Source organism: Aeromonas rivuli (assembly GCF_020149575.1).
GTDB classification, from domain to species: Bacteria; Pseudomonadota; Gammaproteobacteria; order Enterobacterales; family Aeromonadaceae; genus Aeromonas; species Aeromonas rivuli.
The window spans coordinates 1604424-1623723 of record NZ_CP079742.1 but is presented as its reverse complement, the minus strand read 5'-3'; the positions used below and the strand labels follow the sequence as shown (position 1 = coordinate 1623723).

The following is a 19300-nucleotide window of genomic DNA, read 5'->3' as shown; positions in this document are numbered from 1 at the left end:
GCTTATGATGCGCGCTGATTTTCTACCAAGATGACCTGCGTGAGATGAAGTTACGAACGGCCTTATTGGCGACGCTGTTACTCAGCGGATGCCAAAACCTGAATCATCAGGATGACCGGGCGCTAACGGCAAATGAGCCGATCAAGTCCCCACAAGTCAGCAAAAAACTGCATAAGAAACATGCATCAGGATCCTTCTTTAGCGACGATCAGCTAGACGAGGTGCAAGATACGGATAACCTTTGGGCCCGTATCAGCGATGACATGCAGTTGGATTTCCAGGATAACCAGCGCATTGGTCAACAACGTGCGGCTATCCTGCGCAGTGACAATCACATGGCCACCATTGCCAGTCGTGCTGAACCCTACCTCTACCTTATCGTTGAGGAGATCGAACGGCGCGGGCTGCCAATGGAGCTGGTGACCATCCCCATGATAGAGAGCATGTTCGATCCCCATGCCCGCTCGAGCAGCAATGCCGTCGGCCTGTGGCAGTTCGTGCCCCAGACAGGCCGTAACTTCGGCCTGCGTCATGACAACTGGTATGACGGGCGCCGCGATGTGATCGCCTCGACCAATGCCGCCCTTGACTACTTTGAATACCTGAATCGCTTCTTCGACGGTGACTGGCTGCAAACCATCGCCGCCTATAACGCCGGAGAAGGCCGGGTGCGCAACGCCATATTGCGCAACCAGAAACGGGGTCGCCCCACCGACTTCTGGTCCTTGGATCTGCCGCGCGAGACCCGCATGTATGTGCCCAAGGTCCTGGCCATGGCGGATGTGATCAGCAATCCCGACAAGTACAACATCACTCTGCCCATGCTCGCCAACGAGCCCAAGCTGCGGGTGGTCAAAACCGAAGGTCAGATCGATTTGCACGTGGCCGCTCAGCTCGCAGGAGTTCGTCCGGCGGATCTGAAAGAGGTCAACCCGGCCCTGACCCGCTGGACCACCTCTCCCAGGGGCTCCTACCGCCTGCTGGTGCCGGTGGAGTATGCCGACAGCCTGGAGCTGGCCCTGGCAGACTTGCCGCAGCGTGAGCGGGTACCTACGCGCTCCTATCAGGTCACCTCCGGTGACACGCTGTCCCGGATCGCCATGCAAAACGGAGTGAGCGTCAATCAGCTCAAGATGGCCAATAACCTGCGCGGCAATAGCCTGCGTCGTGGACAGACCCTCTATATTCCGACCGACGGCAAACCCGTGGCCACCGCCACGGTGCAAAAGGCCGCGGCCAGCAAGCCAACCCGGCTCGCCGCCAACACCGCTGGCAACAAGCTGCAGTACAAGGTGCGCTCCGGCGATACCCTCTGGAACATCAGCCGTGCCCATGGGGTGACCCATAACGACCTGGCGAAATGGAATGGCCTCAACGCCAAGTCCGCGCTCAAACCCGGTATGCGGTTGGTGATCTGGCCCAAGGGTGCCAAGGGCGGTGATAAATCCATGGTCTATCAGGTGCGTCGCGGTGATTCGCTCTCCGCCATTGCCGCCCGCTTCCAGGTCGCCGTCGTGGACGTGATGCGTTGGAACCAGCTCGACAAGAGCGGTTATCTCAAGCCAGGTCAGGAGCTGACCCTGTTTGTCGACAACAACAGCTGACAGCCCATAGCCAAGAAAAACCACCTTCGTGAAGTGAACCCCATTTATTGGACACGTTAGTTGGCGGATAACATGGCCTGAGTTCGGTACTGTACCGGGCTCAGGCCGTTTAGTTTCACTTTGATCCGCTCATGGTTGTAGTAATGGATGTATTCATCCACCACACGTTTCAACTGCTCTGTATCTTCGTATTCTTCGTTGAACCAGCATTCGCTTTTCAGCAGTCCAAAGAAGTTCTCTACCACCGCATTGTCCAGGCAGTTCCCTTTGCGTGACATGCTTTGCTTCACGTCCCTTGACGATAATCGCGTCTGATAGCTGGCCATCTGATATTGCCAGCCTTGATCCGAGTGCAGCACCGGCGCGTCTGTGGGCCCTAATGTCGCCAAGGCGTCATCCAGCATCTTGTCCACCAACCGCATCCCCTGGTGCGTTGCCATCTGCCAGGCGATGATCTCGCTGTTATAGAGGTCCAGCACCGGCGACAAGTACAACTTCTGCCCTTTGAGATTGAACTCCGTCACATCGGTGACCCATTTTTGGTTCGGGGCATCGGCGTGAAAATCACGCTGCAAGAGGTTCGGGGCGATATGGCCGTATGTCCCCTTGTACGACCGATATTTCTTGCGGCGCAGGTTAGAGGCAAGGTCCTGTTCTCGCATGAGTTTTCGCACTGTCTTGTGGTTAATTAGGCACCCTTCGTTGCGCAGCGCCAGGGTGATCCGCCGATAACCATAACGCCCCTTGTGGTGATGAAACAGCGCCTTGATCCGTTGCGCTTCATGCTCATAGGTCCCTGCGCTGGTACCTGACTTCACCTGCCAGTAGAAGGTGCTGCGTGGCAACCAAGCGATATGCAGCAGCGTTGCCAGCTGATGGTCCTGCCTTAGCTCGGAAACTATTTTTGCTTTCTCTGCTGCTTTTCCCGAGCCAAGGCATGCAGCTTTTTTAGATAGGCGTTCTCCGCCCGCAGGTATTCGAGCTCTTCCTGGGCACTGTGGAAAGTGGGATAGGGGGCGGTGAGCGGTTTGTTCGGTGGTTTTTTTCCTGAAGCCATGATGCGCTCTGTGCGTTTGTCACTAAGGGCCATGATACCGCCTTCACGATAAAGCCGCGCCCACCGACTGACGGTGCAGGCCGCGGCGATCTTGAATGCTGCGGCCGCCTTGCGAGAAGATGCATTATTTTCCTGCATCCAGTGCAGTACCTCCTCTTTGAACTCAGCAGAATAAGCTTTGGTCGTGATGGTCAAGCCATCTTCACCACTGACTTTCCAGTGCTCAGTCCAGCGGCGAACGGCGCCATGATCGACACCAAACAGGGCGGCCGTCTTTTTGGCACCGTCATGACCGTTGAGATAGTGAAGAACGACCTGACGCTTGAAGTCGGTCGAGTATTTTTGCTTTGCCATAGAAACGAAGAACCCCTACTCGTTGGGTGTCCAACTTTCGGGGTTCACTTCATTCGGCTGGTTTTTTTATATCTGCCGTTGGCTGGTTGACAGCTTCGACACCCATTGCCGTCCTCTGGCGCGCCACCCCGCCTTCTGCAACCCTGTCAGGCAATCCGCTGTCCTGGTTGATCAGGCAGTAAAAAACCACCCGCAGGTGGTTTCTGATCGTGCCAAGCCTGAGGATGAGGCTTAAGGCGTCACGGCCTGGGCCGCGAAACGGGCCATGATCGGATTGTGATCGGAGGCATCTGTCGCCGGGCTCTTCACCTCGACCAGATCCAGACTCCGGTAGTAGAGATGATCCAGCGGGCGGCCAAAGGCACGGCGACGCAGGTCCGGCGAAGGGATCGCTTCTTGCAGTCCCAGCTCCTCCACCAGCTTATCAAGCCAATACTCCCGCTTTTCACTCCAGGTGTTGAAATCCCCTCCCAGGATCACCGGCCCCTGGTGACGGTGGATCAGGGCGGTCAAATCGTTGAGCTGCTCGCGGAAGGTGGCCATGCCAAGTTCGAAGTTGACCGCATGGAGGTTCACCACCAACACACCATCAGGATCGCCCTGTAAAGGGTACAGGCTCACCAGACCCGATTTGGGGATGCGCAGCAGTGGCTCGGGGGAGCGAACGCCGCAGACGAACGCCTGGTGCGTCTTGGCCACTGTCATGACGCCGAAGGAGACGCCACCTTGGGTGAAAGCTTGCAGCTGTTGCCACTGGAAACGACCCGCCTGCAGCCAGGCCAGCATGTCGGGCGTGGTCGCCGACTCCTGCAGCAGCAGCAGATCCTGATCCTGGGCAAACGCAGTCATGCCCTCGCGCCAGTTCTTGCGCTGTCCCTTGTACAGATTCCAGACGGTGATGCCGAACTCCCGCGGCAATGCCTCGGCAGCCAGGGCCACCAGGGGCGGCTGATGACAACTGAGGTTGGGCACTATGCCTTGTGCCGTGACCAGATGATCTCTGGACGGCACCTCGAAGCAGCCGACCAGCCCCAGGGTCAGCAGGGAGGTACCCAGAATGCGATAACTATTTTTCATTGGCTAACAACCACCTGGCTATCTTTGCGTGCTCGTTCAACAAAATATCATCCAAGCCGACTAGGCTGAACATTCGCGCCCAACGTCAAGCCACTGTGGAGGATCCCCATGCCCAGACAGCAACAATACCGTGTGACCTTTTACGATCAGCAGGGCAATTGCCATCAGGTTGAGTTATCCACCCGATACCAGATCAGGCGCGACCCCCAATGCGATCTCTGTGTGTTCGATACGAACCAGTGCGTGGGGTCTGAGGAGATGCTGGAGAGCATGATACGGCAAAAAACCGGGTTTGAGCAGGAAATATCCATCATCAACGCCCGGCTTATCTGAATCCCGCTTACAGGGGTACCGAGCGCGGTTTACCCTGATCGTCTATGGCCACGTAGGTGAAGACCCCCTCGGTCACGCAGTAGCGCTGGGCATCGTTCGCCCGCAGCACCGGCTTGACCCAGACTTCCAATTTCAGGCGCATCGAGCTCCGTCCCACCTGCAGGCAAGTGCCATAACAGCAGACCACATCCCCCACTTTGACCGGGCTGTGGAAGGTCATGCCTTCTACCGAGACGGTACAGATCCGCCCCTTTGCCAGCTCCTTGGCCATGATACCGCCCCCTATATCCATCTGGGACATGATCCAGCCACCGAAGATGTCGCCATTGGGATTGGTGTCTGCCGGCATCGCCAGGGTGCGCAGCAGCAGATCCCCTTCGGGCTCACGGGCCGGGGTAGCTGTATTCGTGTCGACCATCATTACTACTCTCTATGATTGGGATGGCGGCATGATAGGGACAGGCTCCTCCCTTGGCAAATGCTATGCCGGGCCAGGGTGTGCCAGCGCCCGGCCGCTTGGTAAGCCTCCTCGCCGCCATGCCAATGGCCCGGGCTCATGCCTGCTCAGTCACCAGCCAGTCTGCCACCTTGCACGCCGCCTCACAGTCGCGCGCCCGCCTCGCTCGCCAACCAGGCCAGAGGATCCGCTACCCAATACTCAAAACCGAGCTCGCGGCAGATCCGCGCTCCTGTCACAGGTGAAAAATCGCCAGCCGGTTCAATGAAATCAGGGGCCACCAGGCCAATACGCACGGCGGCGGCGCGGTAAAACTCCTGGCGACTGGGGTGACCGGGGGCGCTCAGGGTGTAGCAGGCACCTGACTCGCCTTGTTCGAGCAGCAGGCAGCACGCGGCAACCAGATCCTGCTGATGGACCAGATTGACCGCCTGAGCACCGCCGCTGACACTCTTGCCCGCCAAGAATCGTCCGGGATGACGGCCTGGGCCATAGAGGCCAGCCGGGCGCACCACTATGGCGCGATCGAAACCGGCAGCCAGCACGGCGCGCTCAGCCGCCAGCATGCGCAACCCCCGCTCGGTGTGAGGCGCGGCCTGCTCCTCTTCGCCCTGCCCGGGGCCCCACACCGAGGTGGCACTGACGAACAGGAGATTGCGCACCCCAGCGGCCCGGGCCATGGTGCACAACTGTGTAATGGCGCCAGGGTAGTCATCCATCTTGCCTGGCGGCACACAGACGACCAGGTTGTCGACGACCAGGGGCCAGACAGAGCCCATCTGCGCCGAGAGATGCAACTGGCAGGCATTGAGGCCCTCGGCCCGCAGCACTCTGACCTTCTCCTGACGGGTCACCGTCACCGTCACCGCCCATCCCTCATCGCTCAGCGCGTGAGCCAGGGGAAGCCCCAGCCAGCCGGCCCCCACTATCCCTACGCTGGCAACCGCGTCTGCTGCGCGCTCTTGTGGTGCTTGTCGTAAGACGGCGTCTTGCATGCTCACCTCTGCTGTTGATAAAACCGTGATGACTGTGGAGGGGACGGCCAGGCTCGGCGACCCTGCCGGGCAAAAAACCAAAAAAAAAACGGCCATCCATGATGACCGTCGAAAGTAACGAAGGAAATAGCTGGATGACCAGTCATCTCCCACAGCGGGAAAATCGGGAGCCTGAGCTCCTAATTCGTGGGGCTCATGCTAGTGTTCTCCCGGCCAAAAAGCTATGAAGCAGATCACAGTTGAAAGGGATTTCTGAAAACGCTTTCAGTTTCCGGCTTAAAAATGGCCCGCTTGGGGCCATTTTCTCATGCCATCTCGGTAACGGACTCCCGTGCGACCAGTTCAGCCTCGAACTTGAGAGTCAGCCCCTCCGCCGGTTTATGATCCAGCAGGCGCAGCGCCAACTCGGCGGCCCGCCCACCCATGGCTTCGATGGGGTAGCGCACCGTGGTGAGCTTGGGATAGATGTAACGGGCGTAGGGAATATCGTCGAACCCCACCACTGAGACCTGTTGCGGGATCTTGTAACCCCGCTCCAGCAGGCAGGAGATGGCACCCGCCACCATGGCATCATTGAAGCCCAGCACGGCGCTGAACGGCACGCCGCGCGCCAGCAGTGCCGTCATGGCCACATAACCGCCGTTCTCGTCGGCAAAGGCGCGGCCTATCAGAGCGGGATTGACGGCTATTCCGGCCCGTTGCAAGGCGTGGGTATAACCGGCCATACGCTGCTGACCGTCGACGAACTCCTCGTCATCCGAGGTGACAAAGGCTATCTGGCGATGCCCCGCATCGAGCAGATGCTGACAAGCCGTGGTGATACCCGCCTGATTATCCAGCCAGACACAGCGATCCTCCGCCCCCGGTACCTGACGGTTGATGAAGACCACAGGGGTAGAGCCTGCCGCCAGCTCGCTCAACTCGTCGTCCGGCAGCGCCTTGCTGTGCAGGATCAGGGCATCACACTGGCGTTGCAGCAGGGCCTGTATGGCATGGCGCTCACGCACCTCATCATGGTTGCCTGACATCACAATGGTGAACTTGTCGGCGCGATCGACCACGGTTTCGATGCCGCGCATCATCTGGGCAAAGAAGGGGCCACCACACAGATCCCCCACCAGTACGCCGACGCAGTTGGAACGTTTACTGACCAGCGCCTGGGCAAAGCTGTTAGGACGAAAATTCAGCTCCTTCATGGCCGCCAGCACCGCCACCTTCTTCTCCGGGGCGACCTGGGCCGTGCTGTTGATGACACGGGACACCGTCGAGATGGAGACATTGGCCATGCGGGAAACGTCTTTAATCGTTGCCACTCTCAATTCCTTTCATTAGGGGTTCGCCGCGCTTGGCTCGCCATTATAGCGACTCGCTCAATCCTGAACGCGGCGCCCGATCACCTGACAGGTTTCTTTTTGTAACAAAATCTTGCCCCATGATACCCCCATCCACCCTGGAGAGGGAGCCGGGGCCACGCCGCACCGCTTCAGTATTGGTGGCGCAGTTCTCGTTCGGACATGAAACGCAGGGGTTGCTTGAGCCTGTGCCGATAGATGAGGTCGAACGACAGCACATTCTGCACATAGTTGCGGGTCTCCTGATAAGGGATGCTCTCGACCCAGACATCCATCGGCTTGTCGGTGTGGGCATCACGCCAGCGTTTCACCCGGCCCGGTCCCGCGTTGTAAGCGGCGGCGGCCAGAATGCGATTGCCGTCATACACATCCAGCAGTCGCTTGAGGTAGGCACTGCCGAGGCGAATGTTCATCATGGGATCAAACAGCTGTTGAGGATCCCGGTAAGGGACTCCCAGCTTGCCGGCGGTCTCCTTGGCGGTAGCCGGCATCAGCTGCATCAGCCCCCGCGCGCCTACCGGTGACTGCGCCAGCGGATAGAGGGCACTCTCCTGACGGGAGATGGCATAGAGCAGGCTGGTATCCATGACCCGCTCACGGGCCATCTGGGAGAAGGTGCGTTGCAGCGGCAGCGGGAAGCGCAAGTCCAGGGCATCCCAGGCCTCGGCGCGAATGCTGGCGAGGATTGCCAGCTCATGCCAACCCTGATTGAGGGCGACATGGCCAAATTCGATGCGCTGGGCCACCGAGTTGCGATCCATGTTGTGGATCCACTCCGAGCGAGCCGCGGCGATTTCGTTCATGGCGAGCAGCTCCTTGACCCGGGCCAGGAAGGGCCAGCGTCCGGCGGCACTGCGCCAGTCCGGGGCCCTGACCTGCGGCTCATTCTTGAGGCGATAAGGCACGCCGCTGCGCTGAGCGGCCATAAAGCCATAGAAGCCGCGCAGGCCGGCGGTCTCAATATAGAGCGCCTTGGCTGGCTTCTGCTGACCCTGCACTTCCAGGGCGCGAGCCTGCCAATAGCGCCAACGATCCTCTTTCTGCCGCGCCTGTGGCAGCTGTTTGATCCAGCCTTCGAGCCCGCGCCAATCCTCCTCCCAAATCGCAAGCCGTGCCCGCAGCTCCACCAACTCGGGTTGCGCCCGCACCTGGCCATCGACCCAGGCTCGCTGAGCCGGGGATCTATCCAACAGGTAACGCCGGGCAATGGCGTATTCAACCGGTTTGAGCTCCTGGGCGCTGAACGCGAAACGACTGCGATAGCTGGCCAATGCCCCCAGCACCCGATCCGGCTCGCTGTTGGCATAACGCACCAACCCCTGCAGCAGCAGCTGGCGCGAGTGCCGCTCCTGACTGAAATAGACGGGATTCATCACCTTGGCCGGCTGACTCAGCAAGCTGGCCATCAAGGTGCCACTGCCCTTGAGCCCGGCGCCAAGCTGATTGGTCAAATGATTCACCAGGTTACTGTTGCCCCCTTCGAAGGCGAGCATCATCCGCGACCAGACAGCCTCCTGGGTACGTAACCCGGCACCTTGCCAGAGGCTAAACAGAGAGTCGCAGGCATCCGGGCGCGACTCGCCGCTCAGCCAGAGCTTGCCCGCCTCGCGCAGCCCCTCCTCGCGATGGCCGGTATGGTAGCGCGCCTCATAGTGCATGCAGCGCAGCTCGGTGGAGTTGGGGACGTCGGGATAGAGCCGCAGGAACTGGGACCACTGGTTGCTTTGAGCCAGATGAATGAGATAGCTGCGTTCCAGACGATTGGACTGAGGGGTATCGGCATGCTCCTTGATGAAGCGGGTGACCTCGCCATATTCGGCGCCCCCCGGACGAAACGCGAGCCGGTAATAGTCCAGATAAGGCAGCAGCGGGTAATGGTTGAGCTGGCTTCTGAGCGTCTGGAAGCGAGCCATGTCGTTGGCGCGCACCGCATCATAGGCCTGGCGATAGCGCAACTGATCCATGGTCTGCGCCATGGCCCCCGGCACCAGGAGGGCGGATAAGATGATTCCCCAGACGGCTTTCACTCGACTTCTCCCTAAAATTGGGCGCCCAATGGCGCCCTGTTCTGTCTCCCCATTCTACCCGTAAACGGCCCGGGCTACAGCTTTGCTGCGACGGAATTTCTCGCCTCCAACTTGCCCCCCATCCGTTTGACGTAGCGTTCCAGATAAGGCACGGGCAGCGGCTTGGAAGCCAGGTATCCCTGATAGAAATGGCAGCCCTGGGCCCGCAGAAATTCCAGCTGCTGGCGCGACTCCACCCCTTCTGCCGTCACGTTGAACCCCATGTGGCGCGCCATGGCGATCACCGCCTCGACGATGGCCATGTTGTCGCCATCCCGGGGAATATCCTGGATAAAGGATCTGTCTATCTTCAGCTCGTCGGCAGGCAAGCGCTTGAGGTAGCTCAGGGAGGAGTAACCGGCGCCAAAGTCATCGATGGCAAAGCTGATACCGAGCTGCTTGAGCTCGGTCATCTTGCTGATGGTGTCCTCCGCATGGCCCAGGACCACGGACTCGGTGATCTCCAGGTTCAGGCAGGCCGGATCCATGCCGGTCTGCGCCAGTACGTCATGGATACATTCGACAAAATCCTGGGCATGAAACTGCTTGGCGCTGACATTGACCGACAACTGGGGAATATGGATCCCGTTCTCCTCCCAGCTCACATACTGGCTGCACGCCTCATGCAGCACCCAGTTGCCAATGTCGACGATAAGATCCGTCTCCTCGGCGATGGGAATAAATTCGGCGGGGGAGACCAGCGCGCGCCCCGGCGGCTGCCAGCGGATCAGTGCCTCGACCCCGATAAGATCCCCGCCTTCCACCAGGTGCTGGGGCTGATAATGCAACATCAGCTCGCCCCCGCTCAGGGCACTGCGCAATTCGTTGTGAATGAGCAGCCGCCTGTCCGCTTGATGCTGCATGGCGGCATCGAAGAAGCGACGGGTCTTGCGGCCCGCGGATTTGGCCTGATACATGGCGGTGTCCGCCTGCTTGAGCAGATCGTCCACCCCCTGATCACGTCCCGGAAACAGGGTGATCCCCACACTGGCACCAATGTGCAGCACCTGTGCCCCCTGACGATAGGGCGCCGCAATCTCGCCAATCAATCGCTCGGCAATGAGATCGGCCTGCATCTCCGCCTGAGGCGGGCTGCTGGAGAGAGAGGGCAACAGCAGCACGAACTCGTCACCGCCCAGACGAGCCAGACAATCCCCCTGGCGCACCAAGCGCTTGAGGCGAGTGGCCACCTCCTTGAGCAGCCAGTCACCGGTGGCATGGCCGAGGGAGTCATTGATGGTCTTGAAGTGATCGAGATCGATAAACAGCAGGGCACCGACCAGATGATCCCGGCTCGCCGCCACGAAAGTCTGTTCCAGGGTTTCATGGAGCTGGCGCCGGTTTGGCAGACCGGTCAGCTCGTCGTAATAGGCGAGATCCTGAATGCGGCGTTCGGCAGCCTTGCGCTCCGAAATATCTTCGAAACAGATGACAAAGTGACTGATCCGCCCCTTGTCATCCTGCACCGGGGTCACGATTTCCCACTGGGGGTAACCATGACCACGGGCGTGGCGGCGCATCGTCTCCCCCTGCCAGCGACTCAGATGGTCGAGCTCATACCCCAGGCCCCCTTCACTGGGCCAGAGATCGCAGCTCAGCCGCTTGCCAAGCACCGCCTGGCTGTCAAAGCCGGTGATCTGGCTGAAGGCATGGTTCACCCGCAGCACCTTGTAATCGGGATCCGTGATGATGATGCCTTCATGGGTCTCGAATGCCACGGCAGAGAGCCGTAACTGAGCCTCACTCTGCAACCGTTCCAGCTCGGCCACCATGCGCACCGAGAAGATGGTGAGTGCACTGGCCAAGTCAGGCAGCGCCACCGAGCCGGAAAAAAGCAGTGCCAGGTGGCCAAGCACCTGACCATGGCGATCGCGCAGGGGATGCCCATGATAGGTCTGGCCCGGGGCAAGCCAAGTTTGACCCTGTACTGGGGCCTCCAGCATCAGAGTCCGGGCCTGGCCTCCTTCATACAGGGTCTGACAGGGCATGCCCTCCAGCCGGTAGTGATCCAGTTCGACGCCATGGCTGGCCAGGACCCGCAGCGACGCCGCATCCCCTCGCTCGGCCAACCAGACAGCATCGGCATTGAGGATAAGCGCCAGTTCATCGACCAGGGTGCTGAAGAACTCCAGCCCCGTCTTGGCGGAGAGCGCCTGAGCCAATTGGGCCAGCAAGGGATCTTGCACCCGCAACACAGCACGCTCGTGGCTGGCCTGGGCTGACAGCAAGGAGCGATCGTTGACCTCTATCGGACTGATCCAGCCACAACAGAGCGCCTGATCGGGGAGATACTGGCCGCACCAGAGGTAATGATGGAGCTGGCCATCCTCCCCCTGCAGGTGGCCAATAAACTGGCCAGGCTTGTCCCCTTGCTGCAGGCGGGAAAGGAATTGGGCAAAGCCGACCTCGTCGGCAGGATCCAGGTCATCGCTCCAGGGGTGAGACCCCTCCCCTTGCCAAAGCTGGTTAGAGGCATGATCCGAGACTCGCCATTGGCTCTGGGCCGGATCATAAAACCACATCATCTGAGTGGCCTGCTGCTTCATGTACGACTCCAACTATTGTCTCTGCCCCAGAATGCGCAGGATACCGAGATCGCCCTCGCCTTCCCGAATATAGTGGGGAAAGAAAAAATGGGTGGGGGCAGTGCGGGTGAAACCTGATTAAAAGTCGACAGACTGTGCTGCCGGGAAGGGACAGATAGGATCCAATTTCCCCATACTGCCTGCCCATTTCATGCAGCTCAAGTGCTTTTTGGTCCAGAAGCCGAAAAGATCACAATTTACAATTTGATGAATAACAAAGAACAGATAATGTGATCTGGATCACATTATCTCCCTCCTCCATGGGTATTCTGAAGGTGAAGACACAAGCAAGACGACCCGAAGGGGGCCAATATGAAAATTGAAATCACCAGTAAAATCATCGAGATCACCCCGGCAATTCGCGAGCGTATTGAATCTCGCTTCAACAAGCTCGAGCGTCTTCAGGTGCCGCTTATCACACCCCATGTGATCGTCTCCAAGGAACGACTGATGTTCAACATTGAAGCCACCGCCGGTATTCCCAACGGCAAACTCTTTGCCCAGGCAGAACACGAGGATCTCTACGCTGCCATCAACGACCTGGGACAGAAGCTGGAGCGTCAGCTCAACCGTTATACCGAGAAACCCCTGGCGCGCCGTGGCCAGTCTCCTCTCAAGGAGCAAGCCCAGCCGGAAGAAGCCGACGCGGAAGTCGATGCTTAATGTGACAAAATCATCAGTTGGAGAGAAAAAGGCGGCCTAGCCGCCTTTTTCTATGATCATATCTGCCAAGGCTGCCTGCGGATCCGACGATGTTGCGTACTCTGCCAGCCACCCCCAATCCCTCAACTGCGCCAATGCAGGCTCGCATCCACCCCTTGAGCCAAGCTGTCCAGCAGCGGCAACATAACCAGGGGTGCACTCTCGCGCCCCTTGTTGGCCAACTGCCAGCGAGCCTCTACCCGTGCCCGGCCCAGGGCGCTCAGGTTGTCAAACACCCCTTCGTCCAGCACCGGCTGTCGCCCCACCAGAGGGGGAGGATTGAGCGCCAGCCAGAGCCTGGCATCCACCATGCTGCCCCCCTGCTGCAACCGCTCGGTCAGATGGGCACTGTCCGCTGTCTCATCGGCCTGCAAGGGGGTCGCAGGAGCCAGTCCAAACCGCGCGCGCCAGTCAATCTTCGCCTCAGGGGAGGATATCGCCTCATCGAACCAGGGTTGCTCCTCCACCGCCTCGGTGAGCAGGGCCAGGTGCAGGCGAAAATCGGCGCGATCGCCGCGCAGCAGATCCTGATTGAGGCGCTGGCCGAGCTGGCTCTCATCGACCAGCAGATGTTCGCGGAGGGTGTTGGGTAGCATGATGACTCTGCGATATGAAAGGTACGCTGTTATCGGCCGCGCCGGGTCAAGGTTTAGGGGTCGAGCTCATGTTCCGCGGCGGCGCTAGCGCGCCAGGTCATCGGCGAGGATTCTGGGTGTCAATCGCAGCAAAACACCCGGCTCTCGGCGATGTCGCCCCTGCTACACTCCCCCTCAACAGAGCCTGCCTGGCGCCACTCGATGCCAGATGGGGCGCCCTGAACAACAAGAGGGGAGCCTGAGCTCCCCTCTTGTTCATTGCCACTGCGTCAGAGGGTAAAGCGGTAGAAGATATCCACCGCCTGGGCCACCCCGCTCATGGCCTGCAGATAGAGTCGCGGCAGCACTTCGTAGCGCAGCTTGAACTCGGCGATGGGGCTAAATACCCCTACCCCGTACTGGAACTGCAGACCGGGCAGCAGATAGGCAGAGAGCGTGACCTGGGTATCATCCCCGCTACCCTCGGTATCCAGGGAGACATCGCTCATGCCAAGGGACTCGCCAATATCGGACACCACGCCGCCGACCTGACCGACCGCCCCCGCCACCAAGAGGCCATTGAAGCCGCCATCCTCACCCCCTGTCTGCAGGCCCTTGCCGCGCAACAGGTAGGAGAGCTGTTCGGACTGCGCCATCTGCGGTTCCGAATAGACGGCTATCTTCGGCTTGGCCGCCGGTCCCGTCACCCTGACCCCGACCGTCACGTTGTCCTCTATGGTATCTGGATCCCGATAGGTCTCGATGTTGAGATAGGGTTTGTCCAGGGGACCGGAGAAGATGATGCGTCCCTCCTTGATGATCAGGTTCTGGCCATAGGCCTTGAAGCGACCATCTTTCAGCTCCAGCTGACCGGTGCCGGACAGGGGCTTCTCCGGCTCCTGATTGAGGTTGATCCCGCCGCTTACCTTGGTCTTGAGCCCCATGGCCTCGAGACGGATGTCATCCCCCAGCACCACGGCCACCTTCATCTCCAGGGGCAGTGCGGTCTGCTCCACCGGCGGTGCCAGCTCGTCATAGATAATGGTGACATCGTCGGAGCGCGCCACCGCACTCTCCGGCAAGTTCTTGACCAGGATCCGCGCCCAGGGGATCACTATCTTGCCGGTTATTTCGGTCTTGCCCCCAAGGGAAATAGCGAGATCCGGCGAGACCCGCACCCGGCCCATGCCCGGATATTGCGCCTCCAGATCCTTGCCCTGTATGGTCAGGCTGCCTTCGATGGGCGTCTTGGCCCAGCTCAGCCAGCCCCCCAGAGCGAGGGGGCCCTTGCCGACCAGCATGCTGCCATCGAGCTCGGCCCGGTTGCCCTCAATCTTGAGGCGGGTCTTGAGCTGCTTGAGGGTCACCATGTCGGTGTGGGTCTGCACCTCGCCCTCGACCAGATTGAGCTGGCCAAACAGCAGCGGTGCCTTCAGGGTGCCATCGAAGCGAGTGTCGGCACTGATCACCCCTTGCAGGGAGCGCACCTCTGGGATCAGAGGGGCAAACGGACTGAGTTTCAGGCCGGTGAACTTGAGCTGACCGGACAGAAGACCACGTCCGCTCGGATCCTTGATGATGAGGTCAGTGTCTATGCTGCCAATGTCACCCGAGACGAAATCGAGGCGCAAATTCGCCTGTTGAGGTTCGAGATCGAAACCGATGGCGAGTTGCTGGTAGCTGGTCTTGAGCTCATCGGCGATGAAGGTGCCCGGGGTGGTGCGCAAGGTGGCATGCACCCTGGGCTGCCCCCCCTTCCAGCTGGCGCGACCATCGGCCGACAACACTGCCTGCCACTGGAAGTTATCCGGCAGCCAGGGTCGCAACCGTTTCAGGTCGAACTCGTTCAGGGCAAAGGCCAGCTCCCCCTGGGCCGCCGAGATCTGGCTTCCTTTGACACACAGGCTCGACTGCTGGGAGCCGAGGCAGAGATCGCTCATCGCCAACCGCTGCTTGTCGAGATCGACGTCCAGATTCCAGGGCGCCTTGAGTTTCCAGCGCTTCATCGGGGTCTTGATGCTGAGCTCCGTCAACGCCCCGCGCCAGTGACTCTGCTGCACGCCGCCATTGAGACGCAGATTGGCGGCCAGGGGATCTCCTTTCATGTCCAGAGACAACTGGTGACGGCCAAGATCGCCATCGGCATCCAGCTTGATCTGTTTGAGGACTGTGCTGCCCTGGGTCAGATTGGCCACCGTCAAGGCCAGCTTGCCGGCGGGCACCTCCCCGATCACACCATTGCCCTTGAGCACTATGCCCTTGAGGTCAGTACCGGCGTAGAAGAGACGGGTCGAGCTCAGGGCCGCATTGACCCGCGGCGCCTGCTGGTTGCCGCCCAGCGCCAGGGTACCGCTCAAGTCGCCACGCAAACCGGGATAGAGCCCGGAGAGATCCGGGGCGGCCAACTGGGCATCGAGCTGCCACAGCTTTTCGGTGAGCTTGCCCTTGGCCTGCAACTTGTTGGGGCCGGTTTGCAGCGCGAAGGCGGGGATCTGCCAATTCATGGCATCATCACCGCTGAGCTGGCCGGTGATGGCGAGGGGATATTTGTTGAGCTTGCCGTCGACCTTGAGGGCCGGCACCTTGAGCTGCCAATGTCCGGTGTCGCTTAGCTGAAACTCACTCTCGACCCGGCCAGCCAGGGTGCCCTTGATCTCGGGCACCAGCTCGGCGGGATCTATCCCCTTGAAGCTGGTGACCCCCTGCCACTGCACGCCCTTTTGCCAGGCCAGCTTGCCATCGAGCTTCAGCTCTCCTTGCAGGGCATTGAGCAGCAGGTCGATGTTGCTGAGCTGACCCAGATCGCCCTTGCCCTTGAGGGCCAGCTTGAAGGGGGGCACATCCGTGCCCTGCCCCGAGGTATTCAAGGCGAACTGGTAGCCCGACAGTGCCCCCTTGGCGGTCAGGCTCCCTTTCTTCAACTGATAACTGGGCTCATCTTCTGCCGGCTTGTGCAGCGGCCAGTTGAGACCGGGCCAGCTCAGTTTCAGATCGAAGGGCAGATCGGGATCCAGGGCTGCCAGTGACCCCTTGAGGTTGGCCGCCACCGGTCCCTTGGCATCCAGAGCCAGGGCCAGCTTGCCGACCGAGCCCCCCAGGGTCAGGGTCGCCTGTTCGCCCTTGAGCTGATTATCGAGCAGGGCCTTGCGCGCCTTGGCGGTCAGGGTCAGGTCGAGGGGATAATCATCCAGCAGACTGATGTGACCCTTGAGATCCAGGTCGGCCATGGCGTGGCGCAGGAACAGCTGATCGATGTCGATGCGATCCCCCTCCCCCCGGACCGAGAGCAGCAGCTTGTCGATGCCCTCCTTGAGATCCCCTTGCTGGTAGCTGAGTCGGGTCAGCATGACCCCCTCGAGGCGCAGCGGGAAAGGCAGCTCTATCTTGGGCAGTTCGATGGCGATGGCGCCCTGCTCAGAACTCGCCACCAGGGTCGTCGATTTCGCAGCCTTGGCGACGGGCTCATGTTTGGACCCTTTGCTCTCTTTGGGCTCAGCCGCCGCAGCGGGCGCGGCCTCCGCCAGCTTGACCGTCAATCCATCGAGCACGGGGCCACGGACCGTCAGGCCATGCCTGTCCAGCTTGGCGCCGATGTCGAGAGACTTGAGCACCAGCGCCAGACCGGGAACATCGACGTCCAGATCGCTGAGCTTGAGGGCATCAATCTGGATGCGGATCGGCAGAGGGCGCCAGACGAAGGGTTCGCTGGGGGTCGCTTCGCTCGGCGCCGACTCGGCCACCTTGACCACCGGATGGGTCAGGCTCAGGGATCGGATCCAGAGCTGGCCTTGCAGCAACTTGCCCAGATCCCAGTCGAGCACGGCGCGCTCGACCCTGGCATCCACCAGCTCATCCTGCCAGCCGACCCCTTCCAGGGTCCAGCCATAGCCAAGCTGACCGGCCACCAGCTCCCCCTTGAGGGCGGGCAGGGCCGACTTGGCCTGCTCCCAGAGCCATTTATTACCCTGGTGAGTAAAACAGAGCAGGCTGATGCCAATCAGCAGCAGGAAGACAAGGCCCATCAGCCAGAGGAAAATGCGTTTTAGCCAGATCATAATTCAGGCCCCAGGGCGAAGTGCAGGCGCAGGGGTTTATCCTCCTCCGAGATGCCAACCGCCAGATCCAGCCTGACCTGACCGATTGGCGTGACCCAGCGCACCCCGACCCCGGTGCCTATCTTCCAGGGCTCCTGATAGTCATCGGTGGCGGTGCCGCCATCCACAAACAGGGCCCCCAGCCACTTCTCGCTGAATCTGTAGTTGTATTCGGCGCTGAGCGCCGTGGTGTAGCGGCCACCCAGGAGTTGACCATCCGCATCCCTTGGCCCTATGTCCTCATAGCCATAACCCCGTACCGTCTGATCGCCACCGGTAAAGAAGCGCAGGGAGGGCGGCACCAGAGAGAAGTCATCACCGATGATGGCTCCCTGCTCCGCTCGCAGCAGAAAACGGTTGTTGTCCCCTAAGGTGCGCAGCCATTTGGTGCGGCCCCAGGCGCGCATGAAGCGAATATCCGAGCCCCAGGTAGGGTCGGAAAATTCCAGGGTCAATTGCTGTCTGTCGCCCCAATCCGGCACCAGGCCGCCACGCAGCCGCAGCCTGGACCAGGCGACGCCGGGGATCAGCAGCAGGCTGTTACCCGCATCCGAGCCCTGCTCATAACGCTCGTTTTCCAGCCGCACGAAGACGTCCCTGTCCCAGGCATCCGGTCGCCGTTTCCAGCGATGGACACCGACTGTGGTCAAGTCGGAGCGGGTGTCATTGTTGTTGGTGTAGCGATAACCGGCCTGCAGCGAGTAGTAATCCTGCAGCGGATTCTTGCCAATGATGGGGATCTGGTAGTCGAAACTGAGATCAGCCTGAGGCGCCGACACATTGGCGGTAGCATTGAGGCGGTGACCATAACGGTTTATCCAGGGTTTCTCCCAGGTGGCACTCACTCGGGGGCCCACGTCGGTCGCATAGCCGATACCCGTTTCTATCTCGTGCTGGGTGCGCGGTGCCAGGGTGACCTGGATAGGCACCTGATCTCCCTGGGCCTCGCTGATGAGGGGTTTGAGATCGACCTGCTTGAATAGCTTGGTCGAAGAGATGTCCTGGGAGGTCTCCGCCATCTTGATGGCGAGATAGGGATCGCCGCGTTTGATGCTGACCAGCGGCTTGATGAGGCGCAGCGCCTCCGGGGTCGCGGTATAGCGCACCTCGCCAAAGTGATAGCGAGTACCTGAACGAAACACTATGTAGATCTCGGCGGTGCCCTTCTCCGGGTATACCTTCACCTGGCTCTTGCTGATGCGGGCATTGAAGTAACCCCGCGCCAGCCCCAGGCTGCCAAGATCGGCCTTGATGGATTCGTACTTGCCGTGATTGAGCGGTTCCCCCTCCTTGAGGGGCAGCTTGTCGAGCAGCTCGCTATAGATCTCGTCGCTGCCCGCATCCCCCTCGAGCAGCACATCCAGCCGGGAAATCAGCACCGGATCCCCCGCCTTGACGTCGACGATCACCCTGGAGGGCTTTTTCTTGTCCCGGCTCAGTTTGACCTTGGGCTGGTAATAGCCGAACACCTGCAGGGCCTGCTCGGTGCCCTCAATGATCTTGGCGCGAGCAGGGCGGTATTGCCGCTCCTGGAAGACGGGCAAGGCATTGAGATAAGCCTCGACGTTCTCTTTGTTGGCGCCCTTGATACCCTTGACCTCATAGGTCAGCTTGGCGGCCATGACGGGAGACGTCAGGCAACTGAGGCAGAATGTCAGCCAGAGCCAGGCACGCACCCGGCGGCGCGGCTGCGATTTACCCGCAGGTATGGGCAGATAGCATCCTGTCAAACGTCAACTTCCCCAAGTCTCATGCTCAAGCGAACGATGCAGGTCACATCGTGGTAAGGGTGGCGGCTCCCGCCCAGGGCGAAGCGGCTTGCATTCAATGACTGGCATCCTACCATAGTCCCATGGCGGTTTCAGACCCATCAGCAACCTGGATTTGTCATAAAATTTAACCAGTTGGCTATAAGTTAATCCAAGGGGGTGGAATTGGCGCCCCATCAGGCTAAATAGTGGTCAATGCAGCCGCCCCCCGAATGGCTCGCACGGGATGAGCACGGCGGATGGCGCGACAAATATTGTCGGCAGAGAAGCCGGGATCCTC

At 60.2% G+C, this 19300-nt stretch carries 13 protein-coding genes; 3 read left to right on the top strand and 10 right to left on the bottom strand.

The window, feature by feature from the left end:
• Window positions 1-44: 44 nt before the first annotated feature.
• Window positions 45-1604, top strand: a complete 1560-nt coding sequence (locus KYK33_RS07665; protein WP_224432597.1) for a lytic transglycosylase — start codon at window positions 45-47, stop codon at window positions 1602-1604.
• A gap of 56 nt (window positions 1605-1660) precedes the next feature.
• Here KYK33_RS07665 and KYK33_RS07660 read toward each other — a convergent pair.
• Both KYK33_RS07660 and KYK33_RS07655 read right to left on the bottom strand, forming a co-directional pair.
• Window positions 1661-3015, bottom strand: a protein-coding gene (locus KYK33_RS07660) for an IS3 family transposase (protein WP_396021360.1) whose coding sequence is annotated in 2 segments (ribosomal slippage) — window positions 1661-2515 and window positions 2518-3015 — 1353 coding nt in all. Because the reading frame shifts where the segments join, the coding sequence is not laid out codon by codon here.
• A gap of 231 nt (window positions 3016-3246) precedes the next feature.
• Window positions 3247-4092 (bottom strand): endonuclease/exonuclease/phosphatase family protein, encoded by an 846-nt coding sequence (locus KYK33_RS07655; protein ID WP_224432596.1) that lies wholly within the window; start codon window positions 4090-4092, stop codon window positions 3247-3249.
• 108 nt (window positions 4093-4200) lie between these two features.
• On the opposite strand from KYK33_RS07655, the gene KYK33_RS07650 reads away from it, so the two are divergent.
• Complete coding sequence (locus tag KYK33_RS07650; RefSeq protein ID WP_005893866.1) at window positions 4201-4425, top strand: hypothetical protein; 225 nt, start codon at window positions 4201-4203, stop codon at window positions 4423-4425.
• A 7-nt stretch (window positions 4426-4432) separates the two neighbouring features.
• Here KYK33_RS07650 and yciA read toward each other — a convergent pair whose 3' ends face one another.
• From yciA to KYK33_RS07625, 5 genes are all read right to left on the bottom strand, one after another.
• A complete protein-coding gene (gene yciA, locus KYK33_RS07645; RefSeq protein WP_042039684.1) occupies window positions 4433-4846 on the bottom strand; it encodes an acyl-CoA thioester hydrolase YciA in 414 nt (137 codons plus the stop codon).
• A gap of 179 nt (window positions 4847-5025) precedes the next feature.
• On the bottom strand, window positions 5026-5877 hold the full coding sequence (locus KYK33_RS07640) for an NAD-dependent epimerase/dehydratase family protein (protein ID WP_224432595.1): 852 nt from the start codon (window positions 5875-5877) through the stop codon (window positions 5026-5028).
• Window positions 5878-6182: 305 nt separating this feature from the next.
• A complete protein-coding gene (locus KYK33_RS07635; RefSeq protein ID WP_042039688.1) occupies window positions 6183-7190 on the bottom strand; it encodes a LacI family DNA-binding transcriptional regulator in 1008 nt (335 codons plus the stop codon).
• A 170-nt stretch (window positions 7191-7360) separates the two neighbouring features.
• Complete coding sequence (locus KYK33_RS07630; protein WP_224432594.1) at window positions 7361-9256, bottom strand: transglycosylase SLT domain-containing protein; 1896 nt, start codon at window positions 9254-9256, stop codon at window positions 7361-7363.
• Between the two features lie 74 nt (window positions 9257-9330).
• A complete protein-coding gene (locus KYK33_RS07625; protein ID WP_224432593.1) occupies window positions 9331-11841 on the bottom strand; it encodes a putative bifunctional diguanylate cyclase/phosphodiesterase in 2511 nt (836 codons plus the stop codon).
• A gap of 351 nt (window positions 11842-12192) precedes the next feature.
• Here KYK33_RS07625 and hpf point away from each other — a divergent pair, with 351 nt between their 5' ends.
• Window positions 12193-12543, top strand: coding sequence for a ribosome hibernation-promoting factor, HPF/YfiA family (hpf, locus tag KYK33_RS07620; protein WP_042039693.1), 351 nt, complete (start codon window positions 12193-12195; stop codon window positions 12541-12543).
• A gap of 122 nt (window positions 12544-12665) precedes the next feature.
• Here the strand turns inward: hpf and KYK33_RS07615 are convergent, their stop codons facing one another.
• From KYK33_RS07615 to tamA, 3 genes are all read right to left on the bottom strand, one after another.
• The gene (locus tag KYK33_RS07615) at window positions 12666-13178 is read right to left on the bottom strand and encodes a VC2046/SO_2500 family protein (protein WP_224432592.1); all 513 of its coding nucleotides are present in this window, start codon (window positions 13176-13178) and stop codon (window positions 12666-12668) included.
• 269 nt (window positions 13179-13447) lie between these two features.
• Window positions 13448-17212: an autotransporter assembly complex protein TamB gene (gene tamB / locus KYK33_RS07610; RefSeq protein ID WP_224432591.1), complete on the bottom strand. Its 3765-nt coding sequence runs from the start codon at window positions 17210-17212 to the stop codon at window positions 13448-13450.
• A complete protein-coding gene (gene tamA, locus KYK33_RS07605) occupies window positions 17209-18981 on the bottom strand; it encodes an autotransporter assembly complex protein TamA (RefSeq protein WP_396021384.1) in 1773 nt (590 codons plus the stop codon). The genes tamB and tamA overlap by 4 nt, the downstream gene beginning before the upstream one ends.
• Between the last annotated feature and the right edge of the window lie 319 nt (window positions 18982-19300).

Excerpts from the sequence above, each read along its gene's own strand:
- KYK33_RS07665 (WP_224432597.1), top strand. The coding sequence starts at position 45 with ATGAAGTTACGAACGGCCTTATTGGCGACGCTGTTACTCAGCGGATGC.
- KYK33_RS07655 (WP_224432596.1), bottom strand. The coding sequence starts at position 4,092 with ATGAAAAATAGTTATCGCATTCTGGGTACCTCCCTGCTGACCCTGGGG.
- KYK33_RS07650 (WP_005893866.1), top strand. The coding sequence starts at position 4,201 with ATGCCCAGACAGCAACAATACCGTGTGACCTTTTACGATCAGCAGGGC.
- yciA (WP_042039684.1), bottom strand. The coding sequence starts at position 4,846 with ATGATGGTCGACACGAATACAGCTACCCCGGCCCGTGAGCCCGAAGGG.
- KYK33_RS07640 (WP_224432595.1), bottom strand. The coding sequence starts at position 5,877 with ATGCAAGACGCCGTCTTACGACAAGCACCACAAGAGCGCGCAGCAGAC.
- KYK33_RS07625 (WP_224432593.1), bottom strand. The coding sequence starts at position 11,841 with ATGAAGCAGCAGGCCACTCAGATGATGTGGTTTTATGATCCGGCCCAG.
- hpf (WP_042039693.1), top strand. The coding sequence starts at position 12,193 with ATGAAAATTGAAATCACCAGTAAAATCATCGAGATCACCCCGGCAATT.
- KYK33_RS07615 (WP_224432592.1), bottom strand. The coding sequence starts at position 13,178 with ATGCTACCCAACACCCTCCGCGAACATCTGCTGGTCGATGAGAGCCAG.
- tamB (WP_224432591.1), bottom strand. The coding sequence starts at position 17,212 with ATGATCTGGCTAAAACGCATTTTCCTCTGGCTGATGGGCCTTGTCTTC.